At 71.0% G+C, this 25,913-nt stretch carries 27 protein-coding genes; 14 read left to right on the forward strand and 13 right to left on the reverse strand.

Annotated elements, in window-relative coordinates:
* Window positions 1-27: 27 nt before the first annotated feature.
* The 3 genes from BR70_RS0108090 to BR70_RS0108100 are packed head-to-tail and all read left to right on the forward strand — an operon-like array spanning window position 28 to window position 3,400.
* Window positions 28-705, forward strand: a complete 678-nt coding sequence (locus BR70_RS0108090; protein ID WP_027465659.1) for a FadR/GntR family transcriptional regulator — start codon at window positions 28-30, stop codon at window positions 703-705.
* The gene (locus tag BR70_RS0108095; protein WP_051596732.1) at window positions 702-1,814 is read left to right on the forward strand and encodes an acetamidase/formamidase family protein; all 1,113 of its coding nucleotides are present in this window, start codon (window positions 702-704) and stop codon (window positions 1,812-1,814) included. Before BR70_RS0108090 ends, BR70_RS0108095 begins: the two co-directional genes overlap by 4 nt.
* Entirely contained in the window at window positions 1,811-3,400 is a 1,590-nt protein-coding gene (locus tag BR70_RS0108100) for an AtzH-like domain-containing protein (RefSeq protein WP_027465661.1), read from the forward strand. The genes BR70_RS0108095 and BR70_RS0108100 overlap by 4 nt, the downstream gene beginning before the upstream one ends.
* Here BR70_RS0108100 and BR70_RS0108105 read toward each other — a convergent pair.
* Window positions 3,397-4,215 (reverse strand): TrmH family RNA methyltransferase, encoded by an 819-nt coding sequence (locus BR70_RS0108105; protein ID WP_027465662.1) that lies wholly within the window; start codon window positions 4,213-4,215, stop codon window positions 3,397-3,399. The two genes, BR70_RS0108100 and BR70_RS0108105, sit on opposite strands and share 4 nt — an antisense overlap.
* Before the next feature lie 217 nt (window positions 4,216-4,432).
* On the opposite strand from BR70_RS0108105, the gene BR70_RS0108110 reads away from it, so the two are divergent.
* The 3 genes from BR70_RS0108110 to BR70_RS0108120 all read left to right on the forward strand — a co-directional run bounded on the left by BR70_RS0108110 (window position 4,433) and on the right by BR70_RS0108120 (window position 6,844).
* Window positions 4,433-5,266 (forward strand): Sir2 family NAD-dependent protein deacetylase, encoded by an 834-nt coding sequence (locus BR70_RS0108110; RefSeq protein WP_027465663.1) that lies wholly within the window; start codon window positions 4,433-4,435, stop codon window positions 5,264-5,266.
* Window positions 5,267-5,424: 158 nt separating this feature from the next.
* Window positions 5,425-6,063 carry a histidine phosphatase family protein gene (locus tag BR70_RS0108115; RefSeq protein ID WP_027465664.1) on the forward strand — a complete coding sequence of 213 codons (639 nt, stop codon included), beginning with the start codon at window positions 5,425-5,427 and terminating at the stop codon, window positions 6,061-6,063.
* Window positions 6,064-6,112: 49 nt separating this feature from the next.
* Complete coding sequence (locus BR70_RS0108120) at window positions 6,113-6,844, forward strand: hypothetical protein (protein ID WP_027465665.1); 732 nt, start codon at window positions 6,113-6,115, stop codon at window positions 6,842-6,844.
* 141 nt (window positions 6,845-6,985) lie between these two features.
* On the opposite strand, the gene BR70_RS0108125 is transcribed toward BR70_RS0108120, so the two are convergent.
* The gene (locus BR70_RS0108125; protein WP_027465666.1) at window positions 6,986-8,056 is read right to left on the reverse strand and encodes a glycosyltransferase family 4 protein; all 1,071 of its coding nucleotides are present in this window, start codon (window positions 8,054-8,056) and stop codon (window positions 6,986-6,988) included.
* A 5-nt stretch (window positions 8,057-8,061) separates the two neighbouring features.
* Entirely contained in the window at window positions 8,062-9,054 is a 993-nt protein-coding gene (locus BR70_RS20105; protein WP_231495667.1) for an alpha/beta fold hydrolase, read from the reverse strand.
* Window positions 9,055-9,167: 113 nt separating this feature from the next.
* On the opposite strand from BR70_RS20105, the gene treS reads away from it, so the two are divergent.
* Window positions 9,168-10,877, forward strand: a complete 1,710-nt coding sequence (treS, locus tag BR70_RS0108135; protein WP_027465667.1) for a maltose alpha-D-glucosyltransferase — start codon at window positions 9,168-9,170, stop codon at window positions 10,875-10,877.
* Between the two features lie 35 nt (window positions 10,878-10,912).
* Window positions 10,913-11,659, forward strand: a complete 747-nt coding sequence (locus BR70_RS0108140; RefSeq protein WP_027465668.1) for a 3'-5' exonuclease — start codon at window positions 10,913-10,915, stop codon at window positions 11,657-11,659.
* 189 nt (window positions 11,660-11,848) lie between these two features.
* Here BR70_RS0108140 and BR70_RS0108145 read toward each other — a convergent pair whose 3' ends face one another.
* The 3 genes from BR70_RS0108145 to glgA all read right to left on the reverse strand — a co-directional run bounded on the left by BR70_RS0108145 (window position 11,849) and on the right by glgA (window position 14,191).
* Window positions 11,849-12,097: a type B 50S ribosomal protein L31 gene (locus BR70_RS0108145; protein ID WP_017887280.1), complete on the reverse strand. Its 249-nt coding sequence runs from the start codon at window positions 12,095-12,097 to the stop codon at window positions 11,849-11,851.
* 102 nt (window positions 12,098-12,199) lie between these two features.
* Window positions 12,200-12,982, reverse strand: a complete 783-nt coding sequence (locus BR70_RS0108150; RefSeq protein WP_027465669.1) for an ABC transporter ATP-binding protein — start codon at window positions 12,980-12,982, stop codon at window positions 12,200-12,202.
* A gap of 9 nt (window positions 12,983-12,991) precedes the next feature.
* Window positions 12,992-14,191, reverse strand: a complete 1,200-nt coding sequence (glgA, locus tag BR70_RS0108155) for a glycogen synthase (protein WP_027465670.1) — start codon at window positions 14,189-14,191, stop codon at window positions 12,992-12,994.
* Between the two features lie 47 nt (window positions 14,192-14,238).
* On the opposite strand from glgA, the gene BR70_RS0108160 reads away from it, so the two are divergent.
* Together BR70_RS0108160 and serB are read left to right on the forward strand one after the other, a co-directional pair.
* Window positions 14,239-15,480 (forward strand): glucose-1-phosphate adenylyltransferase, encoded by a 1,242-nt coding sequence (locus BR70_RS0108160; protein WP_027465671.1) that lies wholly within the window; start codon window positions 14,239-14,241, stop codon window positions 15,478-15,480.
* Between the two features lie 99 nt (window positions 15,481-15,579).
* On the forward strand, window positions 15,580-16,218 hold the full coding sequence (serB, locus tag BR70_RS0108165) for a phosphoserine phosphatase SerB (RefSeq protein WP_027465672.1): 639 nt from the start codon (window positions 15,580-15,582) through the stop codon (window positions 16,216-16,218).
* Between the two features lie 12 nt (window positions 16,219-16,230).
* On the opposite strand, the gene fabG is transcribed toward serB, so the two are convergent.
* Entirely contained in the window at window positions 16,231-16,944 is a 714-nt protein-coding gene (gene fabG, locus BR70_RS0108170; protein WP_027465673.1) for a 3-oxoacyl-ACP reductase FabG, read from the reverse strand.
* A gap of 165 nt (window positions 16,945-17,109) precedes the next feature.
* On the opposite strand from fabG, the gene BR70_RS22240 reads away from it, so the two are divergent.
* From BR70_RS22240 to BR70_RS0108185, 3 genes are read left to right on the forward strand one after another with little or no spacing between them, the layout of a single operon-like run.
* Window positions 17,110-17,532: a DUF3099 domain-containing protein gene (locus BR70_RS22240; protein WP_051596733.1), complete on the forward strand. Its 423-nt coding sequence runs from the start codon at window positions 17,110-17,112 to the stop codon at window positions 17,530-17,532.
* Entirely contained in the window at window positions 17,532-17,840 is a 309-nt protein-coding gene (locus tag BR70_RS20115; protein ID WP_442854634.1) for a hypothetical protein, read from the forward strand. The genes BR70_RS22240 and BR70_RS20115 overlap by 1 nt, the downstream gene beginning before the upstream one ends.
* On the forward strand, window positions 17,837-18,802 hold the full coding sequence (locus BR70_RS0108185) for an SURF1 family cytochrome oxidase biogenesis protein (protein WP_027465674.1): 966 nt from the start codon (window positions 17,837-17,839) through the stop codon (window positions 18,800-18,802). Before BR70_RS20115 ends, BR70_RS0108185 begins: the two co-directional genes overlap by 4 nt.
* Before the next feature lie 136 nt (window positions 18,803-18,938).
* Here BR70_RS0108185 and BR70_RS0108190 read toward each other — a convergent pair whose 3' ends face one another.
* Entirely contained in the window at window positions 18,939-20,537 is a 1,599-nt protein-coding gene (locus BR70_RS0108190; RefSeq protein WP_027465675.1) for an ABC-F family ATP-binding cassette domain-containing protein, read from the reverse strand.
* Window positions 20,538-20,652: 115 nt separating this feature from the next.
* On the opposite strand from BR70_RS0108190, the gene BR70_RS0108195 reads away from it, so the two are divergent.
* Window positions 20,653-21,252 (forward strand): biotin transporter BioY, encoded by a 600-nt coding sequence (locus tag BR70_RS0108195; protein ID WP_027465676.1) that lies wholly within the window; start codon window positions 20,653-20,655, stop codon window positions 21,250-21,252.
* A gap of 331 nt (window positions 21,253-21,583) precedes the next feature.
* Here the strand turns inward: BR70_RS0108195 and BR70_RS0108200 are convergent, their stop codons facing one another.
* Genes BR70_RS0108200 through sufB form a run of 5 tightly spaced genes read right to left on the reverse strand, consistent with a single transcriptional unit; the run spans window position 21,584 to window position 25,787 of the window.
* Window positions 21,584-21,913, reverse strand: coding sequence for a metal-sulfur cluster assembly factor (locus BR70_RS0108200; RefSeq protein WP_017887270.1), 330 nt, complete (start codon window positions 21,911-21,913; stop codon window positions 21,584-21,586).
* A complete protein-coding gene (gene sufC, locus BR70_RS0108205) occupies window positions 21,913-22,689 on the reverse strand; it encodes a Fe-S cluster assembly ATPase SufC (RefSeq protein WP_017887269.1) in 777 nt (258 codons plus the stop codon). Before sufC ends, BR70_RS0108200 begins: the two co-directional genes overlap by 1 nt.
* 57 nt (window positions 22,690-22,746) lie before the next feature.
* Window positions 22,747-23,073, reverse strand: a complete 327-nt coding sequence (locus tag BR70_RS0108210) for a non-heme iron oxygenase ferredoxin subunit (RefSeq protein WP_017887268.1) — start codon at window positions 23,071-23,073, stop codon at window positions 22,747-22,749.
* Window positions 23,073-24,368: a Fe-S cluster assembly protein SufD gene (sufD, locus tag BR70_RS20120; protein ID WP_035808315.1), complete on the reverse strand. Its 1,296-nt coding sequence runs from the start codon at window positions 24,366-24,368 to the stop codon at window positions 23,073-23,075. Before sufD ends, BR70_RS0108210 begins: the two co-directional genes overlap by 1 nt.
* Window positions 24,369-25,787, reverse strand: a complete 1,419-nt coding sequence (sufB, locus tag BR70_RS0108220; protein ID WP_027465678.1) for a Fe-S cluster assembly protein SufB — start codon at window positions 25,785-25,787, stop codon at window positions 24,369-24,371. It abuts the gene before it with no gap.
* Window positions 25,788-25,913 lie beyond the last annotated feature (126 nt).

Raw genomic sequence — 25,913 nt, forward strand, 5'->3', positions numbered from 1 at the left:
AGACCAACCGGCCCTACGGTCGAGGGCATGCACCGTGGACGGACCCTGAGCGCGGCGACCGCCGCCCACCTCGGCACGCTCGTGCTCGACGACCTGCAGCCCGGCGACAAGCTGCCGCCGGAACGCACCCTCGCCGAGGACCTCGCCGTGTCCCGCACGACCATCCGCGAGGCGCTGCAGGAACTCGAGCGCCGTCGTCTGGTCTCCCGGACCCCCGGCCGTGGCACCGTCGTGCTGCCGCGACCGGAGGAGGCGTCCGCCCTGCTCGACCACCACCGCGACGACCTGGACCACCGGGCCGAGCACGTGGCCGAGTTCCGGACCGTCGTCGAGCCGCAGGTCGCCGGACTGGCGGCGGCGCGGGCCGGCGAGGCCGACCTGCTGACCCTGGAACGCATCCTCGCCGCGACGCACGCTGGTCTGAGCCCGGAGGAGTCGCTCGCCCAGGACGTCGCCTTCCACGTGCAGGTCGCCCGCACCTCGGGCAACCCCCTGCTCGTGTCGTTGTGCGAGCTCAGCAGCGGTTGGGTGCAGGACGTGCGCGCCCGCTCGCACAGCACCAGCGAGGGGCGCCGGTCGTCGTTCGAGTGGCACGAGCGGATCCTCGGGCGGATCCGGGAGCACGACGTCGAGGGCGCGACGCAGGCGATGGCCGACCACCTCGCCGACGTGGCCCACCTGGTCGAACGGAGGACGGACCGATGACCACCGCACACGAGACCACCGCCCCGGCGGTGGCGACCCTGCAGCCCGGCGCCGGACCCGTCCGCGGCGACCACTTCCTGCCCGTCGACCCGGAGACCGTCCTGTGGGGTCGCCTGCCGGGCGAGGGCGACACCCCGGCCCTGACGATCGCCCCGGGTGAGTCGGTCACCATCGACACGGTCAGCCACGAGGGGATCCTCCCCGACCAGGGCAGCGACCCCGTTGCCTGGTTCGGCGACCACGGCGTCGCACCAGAGCACGTCCTCGCCGACGCCGTCGCGATCGCCCGCTCCGGCCACCGCGACCCCGCGGCGGACGGTCCACACGTGGTGTCCGGGCCGATCGCGGTGCGCGGTGCCCGTCCCGGGGACGTGCTGACGATGACGGTCCTCGAGACCCTGCCCCGGGTGCACTACGGCGTCGTGTCGAACCGGCACGGCCGCGGTGCCCTGCACGGTGAGTTCCCGGTCGACGGCACGACGGTGAGCGTCTTCGCCGACGTCGTGGACACCGACCTGGGCCGGCGGGGCCGCATCCCGCTCACCGCCGCCCGCGACCGCTTCGCGCACTTCCCCCTCGCCCCGTTCCTCGGGATCATGGGCGTCGCCACCCCCGGGGAGCGGCTGCACTCCGTCCCGCCCGGTCGCCACGGCGGCAACATCGACGTCAACCTGCTGCAGGCCGGCTCGCAGCTGCACCTGCCGGTGCTCGTCCCCGGCGCGCTCGCCCACGTCGGTGACCCGCACTTCGCCCAGGGCGACGGCGAGGTGGCGCTCACCGCGATGGAGGCCTCGCTCCGCGCCACGATCCGCTTCGACCTGACCCCGGCTTCCGAGGCGACCGCGCGCTTCGGGGACCTGGTCTGGCCCGTCGCCGAGACGCAGGAGTTCCTCGTGCCCACCGGCATGGACCCCGACCTCGACGAGGCCGTCCGGCAGTGCGTCCGGCACGCCGTCGCGATCCTCGGCGCGCGCTGGGGCATGGAACGCCACCTGGCGTACGCGTACCTGTCCGCGGCGACCGACTTCAACATCTCGCAGGTGGTGGACCTGGTCACCGGTGTCCACGCCCGCATCCGCAAGGCCGACTTCGAGGAGCCCGTCCGATGACCACGCCCCCCACGTCGACGGCGCCCGACGGACTGCTCGAGGCGCTCGACGCCTACGAGACCGCCCTGCTGGCCAACGACCTCGACGCCCTCGACGCCGCCTTCGTCGACTCCCCCGGCACGATGCGCGGCGACGACCGTGGCCTGCTCGTCGGGCACGACGCGATCAGCGCGTTCCGCGGGGCACGGGGTGGGGTGGCAACCCGGTCGCTGACGCACGTCGAGGTCCGCCCCCTGACCGAGGACCGCGCCCTCGTCGTGTCGGTGTCCCGGTTCGCCGCGGGTGGGCAGGGCCTCCAGACCCAGCTCTGGTGCCGCGACGGCGGCACCGGCTGGCGCATCGAAGCGGCCCACGTCACCGGCCGCCCCAGGGCCGTCGACACCACCGTCTGGCGGGCCGTCGGCGACCCGCTCGTCGCCCCCACCGCCTCCGGATCGCTCGACGGCCTGACCGTCGCCGTCAAGGACCTCTACGCCGTCCCCGGCCAGCCGGTCGGCGCGGGCAACCCGACGTACCTGCGCGAAGCACCGGTCGAGACCGCGCCCGCCGCAGCGGTCGCCGCGCTCCTCGCCGCCGGTGCCTCGATCCGCGGGATCGCGCGCACCGACGAGTTCGCGTACAACCTGACGGGCCGGAACGCGCACCACGGCACGCCGCCGAACAGTGCGGCTCCCACCCGACTGCCTGGAGGCTCGTCCAGCGGATCCGCATCGGCCGTCGGCCTCGGCACGGCCGAGATCGGGATCGGCACGGACACCGCGGGATCGGTCCGGGTCCCCGCCTCGTACCAGGGGCTCTGGGGCCTCCGGACGACCCACGGCACGGTGTCCCGCGACGGGCTGCTCCCGCTCGCGCCGTCGTTCGACACCGTCGGGTGGCTCACGCGGAGCCGCGTGGTGCTGCTCGCCGCCCTCGACGCCACCGTCCCGCCACCGTCGGCACCGGGCGGGGCACTCGATGCGACCGTGCTCGTCGTGCCGGAGGAACTCGTCGCACTCGTCGAACCGGCCGTCGCCCGCGCCTTCGCTGCCTTCGTCGAAGCACTCGACGAACCCGTCGCGACCGTCCGACTGCGCGACCTCGGCATCCCGGACCCCGCAGCGCTGCAGGAGCAGATGCGGCTCGTCCAGGCCGCCGAGGCCCTCGCCGCCCACGGCCCCTGGATCGACGCGCACCCCGGCGCCCTGAGCACCGTCGTCGGTGACCGGTTCCGCGCGGCACGGGCGAACGACCCCGACGCGACCGCGGACGCCGTGGCACGTCTCGACGAGGTCCGTGCGACGATCCGCCGTGCCCTGGACGGTCGGACCCTGCTGTTCCCGACCGTCCCCGGACCCGCACCCCTGCTCCACTCGGACGCCGCGGCGCTCGAGCGCACCCGGACCGCCACCACGGCGATGACCGCGCTCGCGAGCGTCGGTGGGCTGCCCGCGGTGAGCGCACCGGCGCTGACCGTGGACGGCGCGCCCGTCGGCGTCTGCCTGGTCGGTGGGCCGGCCACCGACCGTGCCCTGGTGATCCGCGCCGGGGGCATGCTGCCCGACCGGGCCGCCCCGGGCCTCCCGACGGTCTCGGTGGTGCGCTAGGAGGCGAGCCGCCGGGCGTGGGTGACCGCCCACAGACCGACGGCGCTCGCCGCGGCCACGTTGAGCGAGTCGACGCCGTGCGCCATCGGGATCCGGACGGTCGTGTCGGCCGACGCGATCGCGGCCGGCGTCAGCCCCTGCCCCTCGGTGCCCATCACGAGCGCGACCCGGTCGGGCAGGTCCGCCACGAAGGCGTCGAGGTCGACGGACTCGTCGGTCAGTGCCATCGCGGCCAGGTGGAAGCCCTGCGCGCGGAGTTCCTCGCCCGCCGCGGGCCAGTCGCCGATGCGGGTCCACGGCACCTGCAGCACCGTGCCCATGCTCACGCGGACACTCCGGCGGTACAGCGGGTCGGCACACCGCGGGCTGACGAGCACCGCGTCGGCGCCCAGGCCGGCGACGCTGCGGAACACCGCGCCGACGTTCGTGTGGTCGACGATGTCCTCGAGCACGACGACGACCTTCGCGTCCCGCACCACGTCGGCGACGCTCGGCAGCTCGGGGCGCTGCATCGCGGCGATCGCACCGCGGTGCATGCGGAAGCCGGTGAGCTCCTCGAGCAGGGCGTCGGCACCGACGAACACGGGGCCGTCGTGCTCCGCGACCAGGGGCAGGACGCTGTCGAGCCACTTCTCCTGCACCAGGATGCTCCGCGGCACGTGACCCGCGCGGACCGCGCGCTCGATGACCGTGTTCGACTCGGCGATGTACAGGCCACCCTCGGGCTCCGAGACCCGGCGGAGCGCCACGTCGGTGAGCCGGGCGAAGTCGTCGAGACGGGGATCGTCGAGGGAGTCGATGCGGACGGGGTGCACGGGGCTCGTTTCGGTGTGGTGCGGGGGGTGTGGGTGGTGTGGGGCCCGGCGTGGGTCGCAGCGTGGGTCCGGTGGGGCGGCGCTGGCGCGGGTCCGCCGACGGTCCGATCCGCCTGGGAAGCGACCGGGACGGTCGGGTGTTGAGGGTACCGTGAACAGGGTGCTGGATGATGCTGCGTCGACGACCGGACCGACCACCGGGGCGGCCGCCGGGTCGGTGACCGCCGACGACCTGGACCGCGTCGTCGAGGTGCTCGGCGGCAAGCGCATCGCCGTGCTCTCCGGCGCCGGTCTGAGCACCGACTCCGGCATCCCCGACTACCGCGGCGCCGGGCGGGTGGTGCGCAAGCCGATGACGTTCCAGGAGTTCCTGGCCGACCCCGCGAAGCGCCAGCGCTACTGGGCCGGATCGCACCTGGGCTGGCGGAGCTTCGCAGCCGCCGTGCCGAACGACGGGCACCGGGCGCTCGCCGCACTCGAGGACGCCGGGATCGTCGCCGGGGTCATCACGCAGAACGTCGACGGCCTGCACCTGCGCGCCGGGTCCCGCCGCGTCGTCGAGATCCACGGCTCGATGGACCGCGCCGTGTGCCTGCGGTGCGGCCAGGTGTTCTCCCGTTCCGACCTCGCCGCCACCATCGACCGGGCGAACCCCTGGATCGACGAGCCCGGGTCCGTGCAGCTGCAGCCGGACGGTGACGTCGAGATCACCGACGTCGAGCGGTTCGTCGTCCCCGCGTGCTCCGTGTGCGGCGGCGACCTGAAGCCCGACGTCGTCTTCTTCGGCGAGTTCGTGCCGGCCGAGAAGTTCCGCGAGGCCGTGTCGATCGTCGCCGACGCCGACGCGCTGCTCGTCGTCGGTTCCTCCCTCACCGTGAACTCGGGCGTGCGGCTGGTCGACCACGCTGCACGCCGCAAGAACCCGGTGGTCATCGTGAACCGCGGCGAGACCCGCAGCGACCGCCGTGCGGCCGTGAAGCTCGACGCCGGCACCACCGAGACGCTCGTGCACCTGGCGGAGCGGCTCAGCGCAGCGGCTTCGACCGACTAGCGCGGTTGCGGTCGCGGTCGCCGGAGGGGCCTGCGCGGTCGCCGGACGGGCCTGCCAGGCACGGTCGCCGGACGGGCCTGCCGGGCGCGGTCGCCGGACGGGCCTGCCGGGCGCGGTCGCCGGACGGGCCTGCCGGGCGCGTCTGCGAAGATCGACCGGTGACGACCCTCCTGTACCTCGTCCGGCACGGCGAGACCGACTGGAACGCGCAACGCCGCATCCAGGGCTCCACCGACATCCCGCTCAACGACACCGGACGACGGCAGGCCGCCGAGGCCGCCGAGCTCCTGACCCGCAGGCCGTTCGACGCCGTCGTGGCGTCCCCGCTGTCGCGTGCGGCCGAGACGGGCGCGATCATCGCCGACCGCCTGGGCCTCGACGAACCGACGACGTACCCGGGCCTGGCCGAGCGCTCCTACGGCGAGGCCGAGGGCCTGACCGACGACGAGGTGTCGGCACGGTACCCGCACGACGACATCCCCGGCCGGGAGTCCCGCTCCGCGCTGCTCGCCCGCGTCACCGAGGCCCTCGGCGAGATCGCGGTCCGGTTCGACGCCGGCGTCGTCGTGGTCGCGACCCACGGGGCGGTGATCCGCAGCGTCGTGAACGCCGCAGCCCCCGGCACCGCCGACCGTCGCCACACCCCGATCCGGAACGGGTCCATCCACTCGTTCCGGTGGGACCCCGAACGCTTCCACGCCGAACTCGTCCGGTTCGACGACCCGATCGACGACGTGTCCGACGACACCGGTGGGTCGGCGTTCGAGTACCAGAACCCCTTGGAACGCCGGGGCTGACCGGGGACTAGGCTCCGACGCACCCGCACACCGGGGTGAGGGGAGCCACATGTCCGACGACGGGACCAGCCGACACGGCCAGCATGCCCTCGACCAACAGGGCGACGACCTCGACCGGGTGTTCGGTCCCGAGACGGCGAGCGTCCCGACCCGCACGCGGGCGCGCACCTGGTTCATCATCGGCGGCAGTGTCCTGGCGGTCGCCGTGGTCATCGCCGTGGTGCTCGGCTCGATCATCGGGAGCGTCCAGAACGGCATCGGTGGGGTCTTCCCGCGGCCGGACGTCGCGCTCGACCGGTTCGACGAGCGGGTGAGTGACCTGCCCGGCGTCACCGACGTGCGGCACCACACCCCGTCGAAGACCGCGTTCGCCAGCTACGATGCCGTCGCCACCGTCCGCGCCGACCCCACGCTCGACACCGCGGCGCGGGGTGACCTGGTGGCCGCCATCAGTCGGGCTGCCGACGAGTCGGGCGGCAACGGCGTCCGGGTCGTCGTGATCGCCGACCTCGGCAACCTGGAGATCGGCGTCACCGGTGCCGGCGAGGTCGCGGCGAAGCGCCTGGCACTGGCGGACACGCTCGACCACATCGGCGGTGTCACCGAGGTCCGCTGCTCGTGGGAGCGCGGTGGTGACCCGTCCGACACCGCGGGCGACCAGTCCGTCGTCGTCCGGACCCCGGGTCGGGGTGCCGCGGTGCCGCCGATCGTGGCGCGGGCGACCCAGGAGACGCAGAAGGTGTTCCCCGGGGCGGACGTGCAGGTCGTCGCGGCGAAGTGATCGGCGGTGATCGGGGGTGGTCGCGGGGTGGGGCGGGCGACGTGGAACGACACCGTCGACGTCGTACGACATCGACATCGTCGTTCGGCCTCGGCACCAACCGTGAGACCACGAACCGCGAGACCACGCCAGCGCCATCCCTCAGCCCCGCCGGTCCCCCACGGCCCGCTCGACGGCCCGGACGACCTGCTCCGCCGAGTCCTGCCACCGGAACCGTCCGGCACGCTCGATCGACTGCCGCGAGGCCTCGTCCCACCGCTCCTCGACCCGCCGGACGGCCGCGGCGACGGCGGACGGCGACGCCGGGTCGAAGTACTCCGCAGCGGAGCCGCCGATCTCCCGGAAGATGGGGATGTCGCTGACGACGACCGGGGTCCCGACGCCCATCGCCTCGACGAGCGGGATGCCGAACCCCTCGTCGTACGACGCGGTCGCCAGCGCCGTGGCCGAACGGAGCACGGACAGGTACTCCTCGTCGGTGGCGCCGTCGTGGAACACGATCGCCCCAGCGGGCGCGAGCCCCTCGAGCCGTGCCCGGTCGGCGTCGGACACCCGCGACATGCAGTGCAGCGTCCAGTCCGCCCCGAGGAGCGGCAGCGCCGCCGCCAGGGTCTCGACGTTCTTGTACGGCATGAACGAGCCCATGTAGACGAGCGAGCGTCGACGTGGCGCTCCGGCCGACCGCGGTGTCGCCGGGTCGGCCGCGTTGTAGGCCACGGTCACGGGTCGCCGCGTCAGCCGGTGCTCGGTGATCAGCCCGGCGGTCGTCTCCGACACCGTCACCACCCCGTCGGCGCCGTTCAGCAGGAACCGCTGCGGCGCCCAGGACAGGTGGAACGCCCGCCAGCCGAGCCGCAGCGGCCACGAGAACTCCCGCGGGGGCGTGCGGTTGCGGTAGTAGATCAGGTCGTGCAGCGTCAGGACGAGCGCGTACCGACGGCCCCGCGACCCCATCGTCTGCATCGGCGAGAACACCGCGTCGAGCCCGAGCCGGTTGACGCGCCGGGCGACGAGCGGCTCCCCCGCATCCGTCGGCGCGGGCAGCAGCTCCCACGGCAGGTCGCTCGGCAGCGACTCGAGCTGGCGCTCGTCGCTGACGAGCAGCACGTACTCGTGCCGGTCCGGCAGGTGCGCGACGACCCCCGCGGTGAACCGGCTGATGCCGTCGTGCCGACCGATCCGCACGTACCGGCAGTCGATGCCGATGCGCAAGCGCGTCACGACGCGTCCGCCGTCCGGGAGGCCCGCCCCGCCCCCGACGGTCGGCTGTCCGTCGTGGCCGCGCCGCGTCCAGGGCGTCCCTGGCGCCCGGTACGTCGGGTCGTTTCCGCCATCCGGCGGAGCACCGCCGCCGCGGCCGGAGCCGGCGTCTCGTAGTGCACCAGGTGGCCGACACCCGGGATCACGACGAGCTCGGCGTCACGCAGGCGCTCGGCGAGTGCGCGCTGTTCGGGGACGGCGGTGATGTCGTCGTGCTCGGCCGCGACGAGCAGCACGGGCACCGTGATCCGGTCCGCGTACTCGGAGACGTCGTGGGTGACCGAGGTGCGGAACGCTTCGAGCACGCTCGTGCGGTTCGCAAAGGCCGAGAAGTACCGGTCGTGCTGGTCGTGCACCCACCGGCGGACCGTTGGGTCGTGGGACTTCAGCATCGCGATGCTCATCGCCCGGACGATCGCGCCGTTCCGCAGGATCCCGAGCCCGATCGGCTTCGGCAGCACCGCGCCGGCGCGGTAGTACCCGATCGCGATCGCGGTCCCCACGGCACGCGGTCCCTGCAGGGCCGGGGCGGCGATGGGGTTGACGAGGACGAGCAGTCGGGTGTCGAGCCCGGCGGCGACGGTGGCCGACACCACGATCGACCCGAACGAGTGTCCGAGCACCACGGTGTCGCGGCCGAGCCCGAGCGCGGCGTGGAACCCGGTCAGCCAGGCCACGTACGCGTCGATGTCCGACACCGGCAGCGGATCGGACACGCCGAAGCCGGGCAGGTCGGGCACGATCACCCGCACACCCTGCAGGTGCGCGGCGATGGTCTCGAGGCCGTGGTGGTCCCCGCGGAACCCGTGCACGGCGAGCACGGTGCGATCCGAGTCCTCGGGCCCGTAGACCCAGTAGTGCGTGGTCCGGCCGTCGACCTGGACGGCCCGGTGCACGACCGGGGTGGCGGCCATCAACGACTGGTACGGGGAGAGCACGGGCGGTTGCATCCGCGCCAGTCTAGGGAGCGAACCGCACGAAACCCCGGACACCCGCAGCATCTCGCGCCTATCGTGTCCGGGGCGGGCCGTCGACCGGTCCGTCGATGACGACGAGGAGCACGGTGACCTTCACAGCCCCGATCCAGCTGCCCGGCCTGACGCTCGACCCGCAGTGGTACAAGCGCTCGGTCTTCTACGAGTGCATGATCCGGTCGTTCGTCGACTCCAACGGAGACGGCATCGGCGACATCCAGGGCGTGATCGGCAAGCTCGACTACCTGCAGTGGCTCGGCGTGGACGCCCTGTGGCTGCCGCCGTTCTTCCAGTCGCCGATGCGCGACGGCGGCTACGACATCGCCGACTACCGGGCGATCCTGCCGGAGTTCGGCACGCTCGACGACTTCCGCGAGCTCGTCACGAAGTCGCACGAGCGGAACATGCGCATCGTGATCGACATGGTGATCAACCACACCAGCGACCAGCACGAGTGGTTCCAGCAGTCCCGCGAGGACCCGGACGGCCCCTACGGCGACTTCTACGTCTGGCGGGACACCGACGAGGACTACTCGAACATCCGCATCATCTTCGTCGACACCGAGGAGTCCAACTGGACCTTCGACCCGGTCCGACGCCAGTTCTTCTTCCACCGCTTCTTCTCGCACCAGCCCGACCTGAACTTCGAGAACCCCGCGGTCATCGAGGCGATCTACGACGTCGTCCGGCACTGGCTCGACATGGGCGTCGACGGGCTCCGGCTCGACGCGATCCCGTACCTGTTCGAGTCCGAGGAGGGCAACGGAGAGGGCGAGCCGGAGACCCACGAGTTCATCAAGAAGCTCCGCGCCATGGTCGACGACGAGTACCCCGGCCGCGTGCTCCTGGCCGAGGCGAACCAGTGGCCGCGCGAGACGGCGGCCTTCTTCGGCACCGACGAGGAGCCCGAGTGCCACATGGCGTTCGACTTCCCGGTGATGCCGCGCATCTTCTACTCGCTCCGTGCCCAGCACGCCGCCGAGCTCAAGGCGATCCTGTCCGAGACCCTCGACGTGCCGGCCAGCGCGGCGTGGGGTGTCTTCCTCCGCAACCACGACGAGCTCACGCTCGAGATGGTGAGCGAGGAGTACCGGCAGGCGATGTACGGCTGGTACGGCTACGACCCGCGGATGCGCTCGAACATCGGTATCCGCCGACGCCTTGCTCCCCTGCTCGACAACTCCCGCGCGGAGCTCGAGCTCATCCACGCGCTGCTGTTCTCGCTGCCCGGATCGCCGTTCCTGTACTACGGCGACGAGATCGGGATGGGCGACAACATCTGGCTGCCGGACCGCGACTCCTCGCGCACGCCGATGCAGTGGACGCCGGACCGCAACGCCGGCTTCTCCACCGCCGACCCGGGCAAGCTCTACCTGCCCGTCGTCCAGTCGCTCGTGTACAACTACGCACAGGTCAACGTCGAGGCGCAGCTCGCCCAGTCGCGCTCGCTGCTGCACTGGGTCCGGAACGTCATCCACACGCGCAAGGCCCACCCGGTGTTCGGCCTCGGGTCCCTGCACGTGCAGGAGACCTCGAACGACTCGGTCCTTGCCTTCGTCCGCTCGTGGGAGGGCTCCGGCCAGCAGTTCGGCCCGTCCGCCGAGGACGTCCTCTGCGTGTTCTCGTTCGCGACGAACCCGACCTCGGTCACGGTGTCCGCCCCGGAGTTCGCGGGGCGTCCGCTCTACGACCTGTTCGGCGGCGGTTCGTTCCCGTCCTTCGACGAGGACGGCAACGTGACGCTGACCATGGGCACGCAGTCGTTCTACTGGCTGCACGTCGGCGCGCCGACCCGGTAGTCGGGGGTGTCGGTGCGTCCCGTTAGCCTGACCGCGTGACGTTCCCCACAGCACAGCTCGACGCGCCCGCTCCGTCCCAGGACCTCACGGGTCGCCCCTGGTGGCACGCGCTTGGCGTCTTCGACCTCGAGACCACCGGGGTCGACGTCGAGACGGCCCGCATCGTCACCGCCCACGTCGGCCTCATCGACATGACCGGGGCCTCCATCGTCGAGGGTGCGTGGATCGCCGACCCCGGCGTGCCGATCCCCGAGGGCGCCGCCGCCGTGCACGGGTACACCACCGAGCGTGCCCAGGCCGAGGGACGTCCCGCGGCCGAGGTCGTGGCCGAGATCATCGCCGCGATCGAGGCCGTGTTCGCCCGGGGCATCCCGCTGGTGATCTACAACGCCCCGTACGACCTCACCGTCCTCGACCGCGAGGCGAAGCGCCACGGGTTCGCCTCCCCCGTCATCGGCAACGTCGTCGACCCGCTGGTGATCGACAAGGCACTCGACACCTTCCGCAAGGGCAAGCGCACGCTCGAAGCCGCCTCCGAGCTCTACGGCGTCACGCTCGACGACGCCCACGACGCCGGAGCCGACGCGATCGCTGCCGGGCGTGTCGCCCAGGCCATCGCGGGCAAGTACCCGGACGAGCTCGGCATCTCCGCCGAGGAACTCCACCGCAAGCAGGTCGGCTGGTGTGCCGAGCAGGCCACGTCGTTCCAGGACTACATGCGCAAGAAGCGCGACCCGAACTTCACCGCCGACGGCCGCTGGCCGCACCGCAACGGCGCCTGACCCCGCCCTGGCGCGACCGCCGCACAACCAAAGCCCATCCGAGCCGCGCGAGAACGCGGCGCCGACACACTTTGGTTGTGCGCAGGGATGCTGCGCCGCAAGCTCTCCACCGCAAGGCCCACGACCGCACAACGCGAACGGGCGGCCCTCCCGGAGGAGGACCGCCCGTGGGCGTGGCGTGGGGGCTGCTTACTTGCTGAAGCCCTTGAAGCGCTGGTTGAACTTCTCGACGCGACCGGCCGAGTCGAGGATGCGCTGCTTGCCCGTGTAGAACGGGTGCGAAGCGGACGAGATCTCGACGTCGATGACCGGGTAGGTCGCACCGTCGAGCTCGATGGTCTTGTCGCTGTTCGCGGTCGAACGCGTCAGGAACGTCTCACCGGAGGCCAGGTCGCGGAAGACGATGGCGCGGTACTCGGGGTGGGTGTCGGTCTTCATGGAGATTCCTCGATAGCGGTGATGGGATTGCGCGAACTGCGCGGGAAGTCGTCGGCTTGCGCCAGCCGTCCACGATACCAGAGAGACGGCGGGATCGCAGCGCTACGCGGCGCGAGCCGTGTAGCGACCGGCGTCCTTGGTGACCGAGAGGTCGATGCCGAACGCCTCGGTCAGGGTCTGGTCCGTCAGGACCTCGTCGATGGGGCCGGCGGCCTGTACGTGGCCGTCGGCGAGGACGAGCGCGTGGGTGAACCCGGCCGGGATCTCCTCGACGTGATGGGTCACGATGACGATGGCCGGCGAGTCCGCACTCTGGGCGTAGCCGCCGAGGGTGCGGACGAGGCTCTCGCGGGCACCGAGGTCGAGCGACGCGGCCGGTTCGTCGAGGAACAGGATCTCCGGGTCGGTCATCACGGCACGGGCGATCTGCACGCGCTTCTGCTCGCCGTCGCTGAGGTCGCCGAACGTGCGGTCGGTGAAGGACCCCAGGCCCCACTCATCGAGCACGCGCTGCGCACGGCGGACGTCGAGCTCCTCGTACTCCTCGTTCCAGCGACCCGTCACCGAGTACGCCGCGGTGAGCACGACGTCGATGACCTTCTCGGTCACCGGGATGCGACGTGCCAGCGCGGTCGACGCGAAGCCGATGCGCGGGCGGAGCTCGAACAGGTCGGCGCCGCCGATCTCGGTCCCGAGCACCTCGACGTCGCCCGAGGTCGGGAACGTCTGGGCACCGGCGACCTGCAGCAGCGTGGTCTTGCCGGCACCGTTCGCGCCGAGCACGACCCAGCGTTCGTCGTCCTGCACCTCCCACGAGATCGCGTCGAGGATGGTGGCCCCGTTGCGGACCACGGAGACGTCTGACAAGCGCACGACCGAGGGCATGCGACCAGCCTACGGGTTCTGGCCGAGCACCTGGTCGTAGACCTGCCGTGTCCTGGTGGCGATCGCGTCCCAGGTGAACTCGGTCTCGACACGGAGCCGTCCGGCGCGTCCCATGAGCTTCGCCAGCCCCTCGTCGGCGAGCACCTCGGTGAGGGTCGCGGCGAGGTCGGCCACGAAGCGGTCGGGGTCGGTCGGGGTGCCGGTGCCGTCCTGCACCTGGTCGATCGGGACGATGCGGCCGGTGAGCCCGTCGGCGACGACCTCGGGGATGCCGCCGGTGCCGGTGCCGACGACCGGGATGCCGCACGCCATCGCCTCGAGGTTCACGATGCCGAGCGGCTCGTAGACCGACGGGCACACGAACACGGTGCCCGAGGACAGCACGTTCACGATCTCCTGGTGCGCGAGCATCCGGTCGATCCAGACGACGCCCTCGCGGTCGGCCCGGAGCCCGTCGACGAGCTCGGTGACCTCGGCCAGGATCTCGGGGGTGTCCGGCGCGCCGGCGCACAGCACGATCTGCACGTCCGACGGCAGCGACGCCACGGCACGGAGCAGGTACGGCAGGCCCTTCTGCCGGGTGATGCGTCCGACGAACACGACGCTCGGGCGCGTCGGGTCGATGCCGAGGGCGCGCACGGCGTCCTCGTCGACGGTCGGCTTCCACGCGTCGATGTCGATGCCGTTGTAGACGACGTGGACCTTCGCCGGGTCGATCGACGGGTACGAGCGCAGGATGTCCGCACGCATGGCCTTCGAGACCGCGATGACGCCGTCGGCGTGTTCGAACGCCTCGCGCTCCATCCAGCTGGACAGGCGGTAGCCGCCGCCGAGCTGCTCGGCCTTCCACGGGCGGAGCGGCTCGAGGCTGTGGGCGGTGACGATGTGGGGGATGCCGTAGGTCAGCTGCGCGATCCGGCCCGCGGAGTTCGCGTACCAGGTGTGCGAGTGCACGAGGTCGGCACCCTCGACGTCGGCCGCGATGGCCACGTCGGTGCCGAGGGCCTGCAGCGCGCCGTTCGCCTGGCCGAGGCCGTCCGGGGTCCGGTAGCCCCACACGTCGGGTTCGTCACGGAAGGCCCCGAAGGCCCGGACACGGACTTCCGTGTCAGTCCCCGACCGCAACGCGGCGGTGAGTTCGGACACGTGGACACCCGCTCCGCCGTAGACCTCCGGCGGATACTCCCTGGTCAGCAGATCGACTCGCACTGGTTCAACGTAACCGGTTCCCAGTGCTGACGCCTACTGTGAGCGGCATGGCACCAAAGAAGGTCTTCGGCATCGTGCTCGCCGGCGGCGAGGGCAAACGACTCATGCCGCTCACGGCCGATCGCGCGAAGCCCGCCGTCCCGTTCGGCGGCAACTTCCGTCTCATCGACTTCGCACTGTCGAACCTGGTCAACTCCGGTCTGCAGAAGATCGTCGTCCTGACCCAGTACAAGTCGCACAGTCTCGACCGGCACGTCGCGGAGACGTGGCGCATGGAGGGGCTGCTCGGCTCCTACGTCGCGTCCGTCCCCGCGCAGCAGCGGCTCGGCAAGCGCTGGTTCGCCGGCTCGGCCGACGCGATCCTGCAGTCGCTCAACCTGCTGCGCGACGAACGCCCCGACATCGTCGTCGTCGTCGGTGCTGACCACGTGTACCGGATGGACTTCCACCAGATGGTCGAGGCGCACATCGCCTCCGGCCGCAGTGCCACGGTAGCGGCGATCCGTCAGCCGATCGGGCTCGCCGACCAGTTCGGCGTGATCCAGGTGGCCGACGACGACCCGACGAAGATCGAGGCGTTCCTCGAGAAGCCGAAGGACGCCGTCGGGCTGGCCGACTCCCCCGGCGAGATCCTGGCCTCGATGGGCAACTACGTGTTCAACGCGGACGCCCTCGTCGACGCGGTCCTGCGCGACGGCCAGCTCGAGACCTCGGCCCACGACATGGGCGGCGACATCGTCCCCGACTTCGTGGACCGCGGCGACGCCGGCGTGTACGACCTGCAGCGCAACGAGGTCCCCGGTTCCACCGACCGCGACAAGTACTACTGGCGCGACGTGGGCACCATCGACTCGTTCTTCGACGCCCACATGGACCTCATCGCGCCGGTCCCGGTCTTCAACCTGTACAACCAGGACTGGCCGATCTTCAACCAGCAGACGAACCTGCCGCCGGCGAAGTTCGTCCGCGACGCGAACGGCAACACCGGGTCCACGGTGGACTCGCTCGTGTCGCTCGGTTGCCTGGTGTCGGGTGCGCAGGTCGAACGCAGCATGATCGGGCCCTGGTGCTCGATCGACTCCGGCGCGAAGGTCCTCGACTCGATCGTGTTCGAGCGCGCCACCATCGGCGCCGGGGCGGTCGTCAACCGCGCCATCCTCGACAAGGACGTCGTCCTCGCGCCGGGTGCGCAGGTCGGCGTCGACCGAGAGGCCGACGAGGCACGCGGGTTCACCGTCACCGAGTCGGGCATCACCGTGGTCGGCAAGGGCGTCCGCGTCGACGCGTAGGGAAGCAGACCCCCGGAGCGCAGCCCCGGACGGACGGCCTGGAGGCACGGCTCGCGTCACGGACGCGGCCGTGCCCCCGTCAGTCGGTACCGTTGGTGCGTGCCCCGCTTCCTCGTCGTCCTCGATGCCGATTCCACCCTCCTCGAGGACGAGGTGATCGAACTGCTCGCCGACAGCGCCGGGACCCGGCCACAGGTGGCGGCGATCACGGAGCGCGCCATGCGCGGGGAACTCGACTTCGCGGAGAGCCTCCGGGAGCGTGTCGCGACCCTGGCGGGCCTCCAGGCAGACGTCTTCGTCCGCGCACAGCAGGCGGTCCGTGTGACGCGGGGCGCCGACCAGCTCGTCCGCGGGCTGCACGCCGCCGGCGGCACCGTCGGCGTCGTGTCCGGCGGGTTCCACGAGGTGCTCGACCCGTTCGCCGAGCAGCTCGGCCTCGACCACTGCCGGGCGAACCGCCTCGAGGTCACCGACGGCGTGCTCACCGGCCGCGTGCTCGGCGACGTGGTCGACGCACACGCCAAGGCCGTCGCGCTCCGCGAGTGGGCGGACGCGGACGGGGTCGACCCGGCACGGACGATCGCGATCGGCGACGGCGCGAACGACCTCGAGATGATGCGCGTCGCGGCGCTGTCGGTCGCGTTCGACGCGAAGCCGCGCGTGCGGGAGCAGGCGGACGTCGCGGTCGTCGACCGTGACCTGTCCGCTGTGCTCGCGACGCTCGGCCTGCGCGGCTGATCAGCCCGAGGGCTAGTGGCCCATCCCGAGGCCGCCGTCGACGGGGATGATCGCACCGGAGACGTACCCGGCGCCGTCGCTCGCCAGGAACAGCGTGGCGTCGGCGACGTCGTCGACCGTGCCGTAGCGGGCGGCCGGGATCGCCTTCTTGAACTCGGCCTGCAGCTCGTCGGAGAGCGCGGCGGTCATGTCCGTCTGGATGAAGCCGGGCGCGACGACGTTGGCGGTGATGCCGCGCGAGCCGAGCTCACGCGTGATCGACCGGGCCATGCCGACCAATGCGGCCTTCGAGGACGCGTAGTTGACCTGGCCGATCTGGCCGTAGGCGCCCACGACGCTCGACATCAGCACGATGCGGCCGAACTTGGCCTTCATCATGCCCTTCGTGGCGCGCTTGACGACGCGGAAGGTGCCCGTGAGGTTCGTGTCGACCACGCTGGTGAAGTCGTCCTCGGACATGCGGAGGAGCAGCTGGTCGTTCGTGATGCCGGCGTTCGCGACGAGGACCTCGATCGGACCGAGCTCGGCCTCGACCTGCGTGAACGCGGCGTCGACGGAGGCCGTGTCGGTGATGTCGGCCTGCACCGTCAGCGCGCCCTCGGGACCACCCTGACCGCTGCGCGACGTCACGGCGACCCGGTGGCCGGCGGCGACGAACCGCTCGGCCAGCGCGTGGCCGATGCCGCGGTTGCCGCCGGTGATGAGGACGGTACGGGGGGTGCTCATGGTCGCTCCGTTCGGTGGGATCTGCTCGGCACGCGGTGCCGGGGACCCGGCGGACACGCCCGGACGAGCGTACCGGAGCGGACCACCCCACCGGTTCGCGCGCGGCGCACCCACGATCGGTCCGGCGGGATTAGGCTTGACCACGGGTAGACGGAGACCATCTGTATGAAGAGCACGCACACGAGCATCACGTCGCTGCCGGACACACCGGAGCAGGACCGGGCGCACCGCCTGTCCCGCTACGTCTGGCAGATGGCCATCCGAGTGGTCCTCTTCATCTCCGCGGTGCTCGTGTACTCGATCTGGCACTCCTGGCTGGCGGTCATCCCGATCGTCCTGGCCGCGGTGATCCCCTGGGTCGCCGTCGTCATCGCGAACGCCGGCAGCCGGACCGAGAGCGACATGATCTCCCCCGCCGGGTCCATCGAGCTCTACGACGCCGTCGACCCGCGTCTCCGCGAACAGCAGGAGGACGCCCGGGCCCAGGCCTACCGCGACGAGCAGGACCGCCTCCGCCAGCAGGCGCAGCACGCGCAGGACGAGTGGCAGCGCAACGGCGACCGATCGAAGATGTGGGGACCCCGCTGATGGGTGCGACGTTCGACCTGCAGACCGAACCCGGTTCCACCCCGGTCTGCTCCCGCGCCGGCTGCGTGTCGACCGCCGGGTGGCGTGTGAACTGGCGCAACCCCCGGATCCACGCGATCGACCGCGTGAAGATCTGGGCCGCGTGCGAGGAGCACCGCGACTTCCTCGCCGACTACCTGCGCTCCCGCTCGTTCCCGGTGCGTGTCACCGGCATGCACGAGGACGTCGACCACCTCGTCGACGAGCGCGAGTCGACCGCGGCGCCGAAGAACGACGTCGGGGTGCGCTCCACCGGCACCTCGCGATGACCGACGGCTTCGACCCGCAGTCCCGGTACGGCCGCAAGCACGCCGCCAAGCTGCAGCGCGCGTCCGCCGAGTCGGGTGCCGCGGCGCAGCAGCACGACCCCCGCGAACCGTTCGTCGGCTGGCGCTTCGTCCGGAGCCGCCGCTGGCTCGGCTACTTCGCGATCGCCGTCGCCTTCGCCGTCGTCTGCGCGCTGTTCGGCATGTGGCAGTGGGACCGCCGCAACGAGGCCGTCCGGCAGAACGAGCAGGTCGCGCAGAACTACGACCACACCCCCGTCCCCCTCGACCGGGCGCTGCCGAAGGCCTCGAGCTGGCAGGACGAGCAGGAGTGGCTCCGGGTCTCCGTGACCGGACGCTACGACGTCGACGCGCAGCTGCTCGTGCGCAACCGCGTGCACAACGGTCAGCCCGGGTTCGAGGTCCTGACGCCCCTGGTCACGTCCGAGGGCCGCGCCTTCATCGTCGACCGCGGGTGGGTGCCGACCGGCAACGCCCAGGACGCCCCCGACCACGTGCCCGCTCCCCCGTCCGGCGAGGTCACCGCGATCGTCCGCCTGCAGCAGAGCGAACCGCGCATCCCCGGCCGCTCCGACCCGAAGGACACCGACCAGGTGCAGTCGGTCACGCTGGCCGACGTGGCGAACAAGGTCGACGACCCGATCTGGACCGGTGCGTACGGGCAACTCGCCTCCGAGTCCCCCGCCCCGACCGAGGCCCGCCCGCTCGGCTGGGAGCGTCCGACCGCCGACACCGGGCTGCACCTGAGCTACTTCATCCAGTGGTTCCTGTTCGCCGCCGGCGGCTTCGGCTTCCTGGCGTACGTGATGGTGCAGGAGTACCGGAACCTCAACCAGGACGACCCCGAGGAGCGCGAGCGCGCCCTCGAGCGCGAACGCCGCAAGAACGCGAAGCCGAAGACCGACGCCGAGATCGAGGACGAGCTCATCGCGTCACGTCACTGACGCGCTGGTGCTGTTCCGCAGGACGCCGTACGCGAACGCGACCCCACAGCGGACGGGAGGCCCGTGGCGGCGTCGCCACGGGCCTCCCGTCCGCCTGTCCCCACGGCGAGTGCGCAAGACGCCATCTCCCAGGCAGCTAGGCGAGCTCGATGAGCTCCGCGTAGTCCTTGTTCCAGTGGTCCTCGGTGCCGTCCGGCAGCAGCAGCACACGCTCGGGGTTGAGCGCCTCGACCGCGCCGGCGTCGTGGGACACCAGGACGACCGCACCCTCGAAGCCGGCGAGGGCATTGAGGATCTCCTCGCGCGACGCCGGGTCCAGGTTGTTCGTCGGCTCGTCGAGCAGCAGGACGTTCGCTCCGGAGACCACGATCATCGCGAGCGACAGACGCGTCTTCTCACCGCCGGACAGGACTCCGGCCTTCTTGTAGCCGTCGTCGCCGGTGAACAGGAACGACCCGAGCACCCGACGGGCCTCGGTCTCGTTGAGGTCGGTCGATGCCGACACCATGTTCTCGATCACCGTGCGGTTGATGTCGATGTTCTCGTGCTCCTGTGCGTAGTAGCCGATGCGCAGACCGTGGCCGGGCTGGATCTCACCCGTGTCCGGCTGGTCCGCACCCGCCAGGATGCGCAGCAGCGTCGTCTTGCCCGCACCGTTGAAGCCGAGGATGACCACGCGCGAACCGCGGTCGATCGCCAGGTCGACACCCGCGAAGATCTCGAGCGACCCGTAGGACTTCGACAGCCCCTCGGCCATCAGCGGGGTGCGGCCGCACGGCGCCGGGGTGGGGAAGCGGATCTTCGCGACCCGGTCGGCGACGCGCTCGTCCTCGAGGCCGGCGAGCAGCTTGTCGGCACGCGCGACCATCTGGTGGGCTGCCGCGGCCTTCGACGCCTTGGCGCCGAACCGGGCGGCCTGGTCCTTGAGCGTGGCGGCCTTCTTCTCGGCGCCCGCGCGCTCCTTGCGGCGGCGCTCCTCGTCGGCGACGCGCTGCCGCTGGTACAGCTTCCAGCCCATGTTGTAGATGTCGATGGTCTGGCGGTTGGCGTCCAGGTAGAAGACGCGGTTCACGACCTCGTCGACGAGCTCGACGTCGTGGGAGATGATGATGACGCCACCGGGGTAGGTCTTCAGGTGCTCGCGGAGCCACACGACGGAGTCGGCGTCGAGGTGGTTGGTCGGCTCGTCGAGGATCATCGTCTCGGCGTCCGAGAACAGGATCCGGGCGAGCTCGATGCGCCGGCGCTGACCACCCGAGAGCGTCTTGAGCTGCTGGTCGAGGATGCGGTCCGGCAGCTTCAGGTTCGACGCGATCGAGGCAGCCTCGGCCTCGGCCGCGTAGCCACCGAGCGCGTTGAACTGGTCGTCGAGGCGGCTGTAGCGCCGCATCGCCTTCTCGGCCACGGCCGCGTCGTCACTCGCCATGTCAAGGGTCGCGAGGCGGATGCCCTCCACGAGCTCACCGAGCCCGCGGGCGTCGAGGATGCGCTTCCGCGCGGTCTCCTCGGGGTCGCCCGAGCGGGGGTCCTGCGGCAGGTAGCCGATCTCCCCACCGCGCTCGATCTTGCCGCCGGTGGGCTGCGTCTCGCCCGCGAGGGCCTTGGTCATCGTCGTCTTCCCCGCGCCGTTGCGGCCGACGAGTCCGATCTTGTCGCCCTTCTCGACACGGAAGGACACGTCTTCCATGAGGAGACGAGCTCCGACGCGGATCTCGAGTTCGTGCACGGCAAGCACAGTGGACGTCCAATCAGTTGGTGGGTTTGCACAACGGTGTGTGCGTGAGGTGCACCGCTACGCTGACGGGACCGATGGTTCCGAACGGAACCAGCAGTCCATTCTAGGAGAATCCATGACGAACGCCACCGGGTTCGCTCCCCGCGCAGTCCTCGCCGACCGTCTGCGCACGCACGGGCTGGCCACCGACGCCGCCCTCGTCGCCGGCGGAGCCCTGTTCACCGCCGCGATGGCGCAGCTCGAGGTCCCGATGTGGCCGGTCCCGATCACCGGGCAGACGCTCGCCGTCGTGCTCGTCGGCGCGACCCTCGGCGCACGTCGCGGCATGCTCTCGCTGCTCGTCTACGCCGTCGCCGGACTCGCGGGTGCGCCGTTCTTCGCCGACATGCAGGGCGGCCTGCAGGCGCTGGCACTGCCGAGCTTCGGGTACGTCATCGGCTTCATCCCGGCCGCCGGGCTCGTCGGCTGGCTCGCCCGCCGCAACTGGGACCGCCACGTCGGTCGCGCGGCGGTCGCGATGCTGCTCGCGAGTGCCATCCCGTTCGTGACCGGTCTGCCGTACTTGGCCGTGGCGCTCGGCCAGCTCGGTGCGCCGAACGACGTCCAGTCGGTGCTCGCCGCCGGCCTGTACCCGTTCATCGTCGGTGGCGTCGCCAAGGCGCTCATCGCCGCCGGCATCCTGCCGCTCGCGTGGAAGGCCGTCGGCCGCCGCTGACACCTCGCACGAGAACGGCCCCGTACCGATCGGTGCGGGGCCGTTCTGCGTTCGGTGCGGGGACGGGAAGGCGCGTCGGTGCGGGGACGTTCTGCGTCCGGTGCGGGGACGTGCCGGGGTGTCGGTCGGTCACGACTCCCCGCCGGCCAGACACCGAGTGGTCGCATTCCGTCGCCTGGAGCACCGTCAGCCGACAGAACGCGACCACCCGGCGAACGTGAGCGGGCGGTCACGACCGATCGGCGGCGCGCCCCGCGCGTGGCGTGCGCACAGACGGACGGGAGGCGCGGTGCCAGCTGGCACCGCGCCTCCCGTCCGTGGTGGGTCGCGACTAGATCGCGAACCCGAGGGCGCGCATCATCTCGCGTCCGTCGTCGGTGATCCGTTCCGGACCCCACGGCGGCATCCAGACCCAGTTGATCCGGAAGGCGTCCACGATGCCGTCGAGGGCGTTCGCGGTGTCACCCTCGATGACGTCGGTCAGGGGGCAGCCGGCGCTGGTGAGCGTCATGCTGATGACGAGCGCGTTGGCGTCGTCGTCCCAGGCGAGGTCGTAGATCAGGCCGAGGTCGACGATGTTCACGCCGAGCTCCGGGTCCTGGACCTCCTTCAGGCCCTCGACGACCTCGTCGAACTTGTCGGGAGCGAGTGCGGCGATCATCAGGCCTGCGCCTCGGCGGCGGCGACGGCCTGGACGTAGCGGTCGTAGCCCTCGTTCTCGAGGCGGTCGGCGAGCTCGGGGCCGCCCTGCTCCGCGATCTTGCCGGCGACGAACACGTGCACGAAGTCCGGCTTGATGTAGCGGAGGATGCGCGTGTAGTGCGTGATGAGCAGCACACCGAGGCCGGTCGCGGCCTTGGCGCGGTTGACGCCCTCGGAGACGATCTTCAGCGCGTCGACGTCGAGGCCGGAGTCGGTCTCGTCGAGGACGGCGAACTTCGGCTTGAGGAGCTCGAGCTGCATGATCTCGTGGCGCTTCTTCTCGCCACCGGAGAAGCCCTCGTTGACGTTGCGCTCGGCGAACGAAGAGTCCATCTTCAGGTCGGCCATCGACTGGCGGAGTTCCTTGATCCAGCCACGGAGCGCCGGAGCCTCACCGTCGATCGCCGTCTTGGCGGTGCGGAGGAAGTTCGACACCGTCACGCCGGGGATCTCGACCGGGTACTGCATCGCCAGGAACATGCCGGCACGGGCGCGCTCGTCGACGCTCATCGCGAGGACGTCCTCGCCGTCGAGGGTGATCGTGCCACCGACGACGTTGTACCGGGGGTGCCCGGCGATCGTGTACGCCAGGGTGGACTTGCCGGAGCCGTTCGGCCCCATGATCGCGTGGATCTCGCCCTCGTTGATGGTGAGGTCGACACCCTTCAGGATCTCCTTGGTGCCCTGATCGGTGTCGATCGAGACCTTGAGGTCACGGATTTCCAGAGTGGACATTGCGTTCCTTCGGTTGCAGCTGTGGTGCGGCGTCAGCCGCGGGAAGTGTTGGGGTGCTCAGTCGACCGGGACGACGTCCTGCACGTCGACGTAGACGTCGCCGTCGCGGACCTCGACCCGGAAGACCGGGACGGGCTCGTAGGCCGGGAAGTTCTGCGGCTTACCGGTGGTCAGCGAGAAGCGGGACCCGTGGGCCCAGCACTCCAGCGAGTCACCCTCGACGAAGCCCTCGGCCAGCGAGATGTCGCCGTGCGTGCAGGTGTCGCCGATGGCGTGGACCGTGCCGGACGAGTCCTTCACGATCGCGACCGCCGTGCCGCCGACGACCACCCGCATCGGGCTGTCCACCGCGATGTCGGCTTCGGCGCAGACCTTCTCGGCCATCAGGCGTCGGCCTCCGCGCCGTCGGACTGCGTGGCGCCCGCTTCGGCCCGTGCGGCGATGACCGAACGGCCCTCGGCCAGCTCCTGCTCGACCGCGGCGATGAGGCGCTCCTCGAGCTCGGGGGCACCGATCTTCTGGATGACCTCGACCAGGAAGCCGAGCACGACGAGGCGCCGGGCTTCTTCTTCCGGGACGCCGCGGGACTGCAGGTAGAACAGCTGCTCGTCGTCGAAGCGACCGGTCGCACTCGCGTGTCCGGCGCCCTCGATGTTGCCCGTCTCGATCTCGAGGTTCGGGATGCTGTCGGCGCGGGTGCCGTCCGTCAGCACGAGGTTGCGGTTCTGCTCGTACGAGTCGGTGCCGTCGCCGGCGCGGCCGATCAGGACGTCACCGATCCAGACGGTGTGCGCGCCCTGACCCTGCAGCGCGCCCTTGTAGTTGACCCGACCGCGCGTGTTCGGCGCGTCGTGGTTCACGTAGACCTGCTGCTCGATGTACTGGCCGGCGTCGGCGAAGTACACGCCGTACATCTCGGTGTCGGCGCCCTGCGCACCGAGGTGCGTCGAGGGGTTGACCCGGATGACGTCGCCGCCGAGCGAGACCACGACGTGCTTGAGGAACGCGTCACGACCGACCTCGGCGAAGTGCGTCGCGACGTGCACGGCGTCGTCGTCCCAGTCCTGGAGGCTGACGACGGTCAGTCGCGAGTTCTGCTGCGCGGCGATCTCGACGTTCTCGCTGAGCAGGGCGCTGCCGCGGTTGTCGAGCACGACGATGCCCTGCGCGTTCGGCTCGGCCGTGATGACCGTGTGCGCGGCGCGGGGCTGCGACCCGAAGTCGGAGCGCGTCACGGTGATGAACTCGTGTGCCTCGGTGGCCTTGATCGTGATCGCCAGCACGGCGTCGCGCGCGGTCCAGGCCGCGGCCGAGGCGCGGTCCTCGGGCAGTCCGGCGGAGCCGACGCGGGGGTCGTCCCTGCGACCCCACTCGACGTCGGCACCCTCGGACTGGCGGGCGAGGTACGGGTAGGCGGATCCGTCGAGTCCGCCGTCCAGCAGCGGCTGGAGCTTGGCGAGCGGCGCGAACTTCCAGTTGACCTCTCGGCCGGTGACCTTCGGGAACGCCTCGACGTCGCCGGACTGGAACCGCTCGGAGCGGGTCTGGACCGGCACCTTCTTGTCGGGGGCGTCCCAGCCGCCGTCGGAGTGGGCTCCGGCGCCGTGCTGGGTGCCGCCCTGCGCTGCGGCAGCGGGCTCGATCGGCTGGTCGATGTGGGGAGGGGTGGTGCTGGACATCTAGCCGACGGATCCTTCCATGCTCATCTCGATGAGCTTGTTGAGTTCGAGTGCGTACTCCATCGGGAGTTCGCGGGCGATCGGCTCGATGAAGCCACGGACGATCATCGCCATCGCCTCGTCCTCGGCCATGCCGCGGGACATGAGGTAGAAGAGCTGCTCCTCGCTGACACGCGAGACCGTGGCCTCGTGCCCCAGCTGCACGTCGTCGACACGGATGTCGATCGCCGGGTAGGTGTCGCTCCGGCTGATCGTGTCGACCAGCAGGGCGTCGCAGCGCACGGTGTTGGCGGCGTGGTGCGCGGCCGGGTCGACCCGGACCTCACCGCGGTAGCCCGCACGACCGCCACCACGGGCGATCGACTTCGAGACGATCGACGACGTCGTGTACGGCGCCATGTGGATCATCTTCGCGCCGGCGTCCTGGTGCTGACCGGGGCCCGCGAAGGCGACGGAGAGCGTCTCGCCCTTGGCGTGCTCGCCGGCGAGGTAGATCGACGGGTACTTCATCGTGACCTTGGACCCGATGTTGCCGTCGATCCACTCCATCGTCGCGCCCTCGTGTGCGATCGCACGCTTGGTGACGAGGTTGTAGACGTTGTTCGACCAGTTCTGGATCGTCGTGTACCGAACGCGGGCGTTCTTCTTCACGATGATCTCGACGACGGCCGAGTGCAGCGAGTCGGACTTGTAGATCGGGGCGGTGCAGCCCTCGATGTAGTGGACGTACGAGTCCTCGTCGGCGATGATCAGCGTCCGCTCGAACTGGCCCATGTTCTCGGTGTTGATCCGGAAGTAGGCCTGCAGCGGGATCTCGACGTGGACGCCCTTGGGGACGTAGACGAACGAGCCACCGGACCAGACGGCCGTGTTCAGCGCGGCGAACTTGTTGTCGCCGGCCGGGATCACGGTGCCGAAGTACTCCTCGAACAGCTCCGGGTGCTCACGGAGCGCCGTGTCGGTGTCCATGAAGATGACGCCCTGCTGCTCCAGGTCCTCGCGGATCTGGTGGTAGACGACCTCGGACTCGTACTGGGCGGCGACACCGGCGACGAGGCGCTGGCGCTCGGCCTCGGGGATGCCGAGCTTCTCGTAGGTCGCACGGATGTCCTCGGGGAGGTCTTCCCACGACTGCGCCTGCTTCTCGGTGGAGCGCACGAAGTACTTGATGTTGTCGAAGTCGATGCCCGTCAGGTCGGCACCCCACGTCGGCATCGGCTTGCGGCCGAAGAGCGACAGCCCCTTGAGGCGGTTCTTCAGCATCCACTCGGGCTCGTTCTTGAGGTTCGAGATGTCGGTGACGACCTCTTCCGAGATCCCACGGCGGGCGGAGGACCCTGCCGAGTCGGAGTCGGACCAGCCGAACTCGTATTGGCCGAGCCCTTCGAGCTCGGGACGGTCGATGAGCACGTCGGACATGGTCTCCTCGTTTCCTTCTCGCGGGACAGCGTTACAGGTGTGAACCCGTGGCGTCTGGACGCCATTCCACCGCGGACCGCTGACATGCGGACCCGGTGCTGCTCCCTCGCAACGACAATGGTTCCA

The sequence above is a fragment of the Curtobacterium sp. UNCCL17 genome (assembly GCF_000686685.1).
GTDB lineage: Bacteria > Actinomycetota > Actinomycetes > Actinomycetales > Microbacteriaceae > Curtobacterium > Curtobacterium flaccumfaciens.

What these genes read in the sequence shown, in the direction of transcription:
- BR70_RS0108090 (WP_027465659.1), top strand. Translation starts at nt 28, where the DNA reads ATGCACCGTGGACGGACCCTGAGCGCGGCGACCGCCGCCCACCTCGGC.
- BR70_RS0108095 (WP_051596732.1), top strand. Translation starts at nt 702, where the DNA reads ATGACCACCGCACACGAGACCACCGCCCCGGCGGTGGCGACCCTGCAG.
- BR70_RS0108100 (WP_027465661.1), top strand. Translation starts at nt 1,811, where the DNA reads ATGACCACGCCCCCCACGTCGACGGCGCCCGACGGACTGCTCGAGGCG.
- BR70_RS0108120 (WP_027465665.1), top strand. Translation starts at nt 6,113, where the DNA reads ATGTCCGACGACGGGACCAGCCGACACGGCCAGCATGCCCTCGACCAA.
- BR70_RS20105 (WP_231495667.1), bottom strand. Translation starts at nt 9,054, where the DNA reads ATGCAACCGCCCGTGCTCTCCCCGTACCAGTCGTTGATGGCCGCCACC.
- BR70_RS0108145 (WP_017887280.1), bottom strand. Translation starts at nt 12,097, where the DNA reads ATGAAGACCGACACCCACCCCGAGTACCGCGCCATCGTCTTCCGCGAC.
- BR70_RS0108150 (WP_027465669.1), bottom strand. Translation starts at nt 12,982, where the DNA reads ATGCCCTCGGTCGTGCGCTTGTCAGACGTCTCCGTGGTCCGCAACGGG.
- BR70_RS0108160 (WP_027465671.1), top strand. Translation starts at nt 14,239, where the DNA reads ATGGCACCAAAGAAGGTCTTCGGCATCGTGCTCGCCGGCGGCGAGGGC.
- fabG (WP_027465673.1), bottom strand. Translation starts at nt 16,944, where the DNA reads ATGAGCACCCCCCGTACCGTCCTCATCACCGGCGGCAACCGCGGCATC.
- BR70_RS22240 (WP_051596733.1), top strand. Translation starts at nt 17,110, where the DNA reads ATGAAGAGCACGCACACGAGCATCACGTCGCTGCCGGACACACCGGAG.
- BR70_RS20115 (WP_442854634.1), top strand. Translation starts at nt 17,532, where the DNA reads ATGGGTGCGACGTTCGACCTGCAGACCGAACCCGGTTCCACCCCGGTC.
- BR70_RS0108185 (WP_027465674.1), top strand. Translation starts at nt 17,837, where the DNA reads ATGACCGACGGCTTCGACCCGCAGTCCCGGTACGGCCGCAAGCACGCC.
- BR70_RS0108195 (WP_027465676.1), top strand. Translation starts at nt 20,653, where the DNA reads ATGACGAACGCCACCGGGTTCGCTCCCCGCGCAGTCCTCGCCGACCGT.
- BR70_RS0108200 (WP_017887270.1), bottom strand. Translation starts at nt 21,913, where the DNA reads ATGATCGCCGCACTCGCTCCCGACAAGTTCGACGAGGTCGTCGAGGGC.
- sufC (WP_017887269.1), bottom strand. Translation starts at nt 22,689, where the DNA reads ATGTCCACTCTGGAAATCCGTGACCTCAAGGTCTCGATCGACACCGAT.
- BR70_RS0108210 (WP_017887268.1), bottom strand. Translation starts at nt 23,073, where the DNA reads ATGGCCGAGAAGGTCTGCGCCGAAGCCGACATCGCGGTGGACAGCCCG.
- sufD (WP_035808315.1), bottom strand. Translation starts at nt 24,368, where the DNA reads ATGTCCAGCACCACCCCTCCCCACATCGACCAGCCGATCGAGCCCGCT.
- sufB (WP_027465678.1), bottom strand. Translation starts at nt 25,787, where the DNA reads ATGTCCGACGTGCTCATCGACCGTCCCGAGCTCGAAGGGCTCGGCCAA.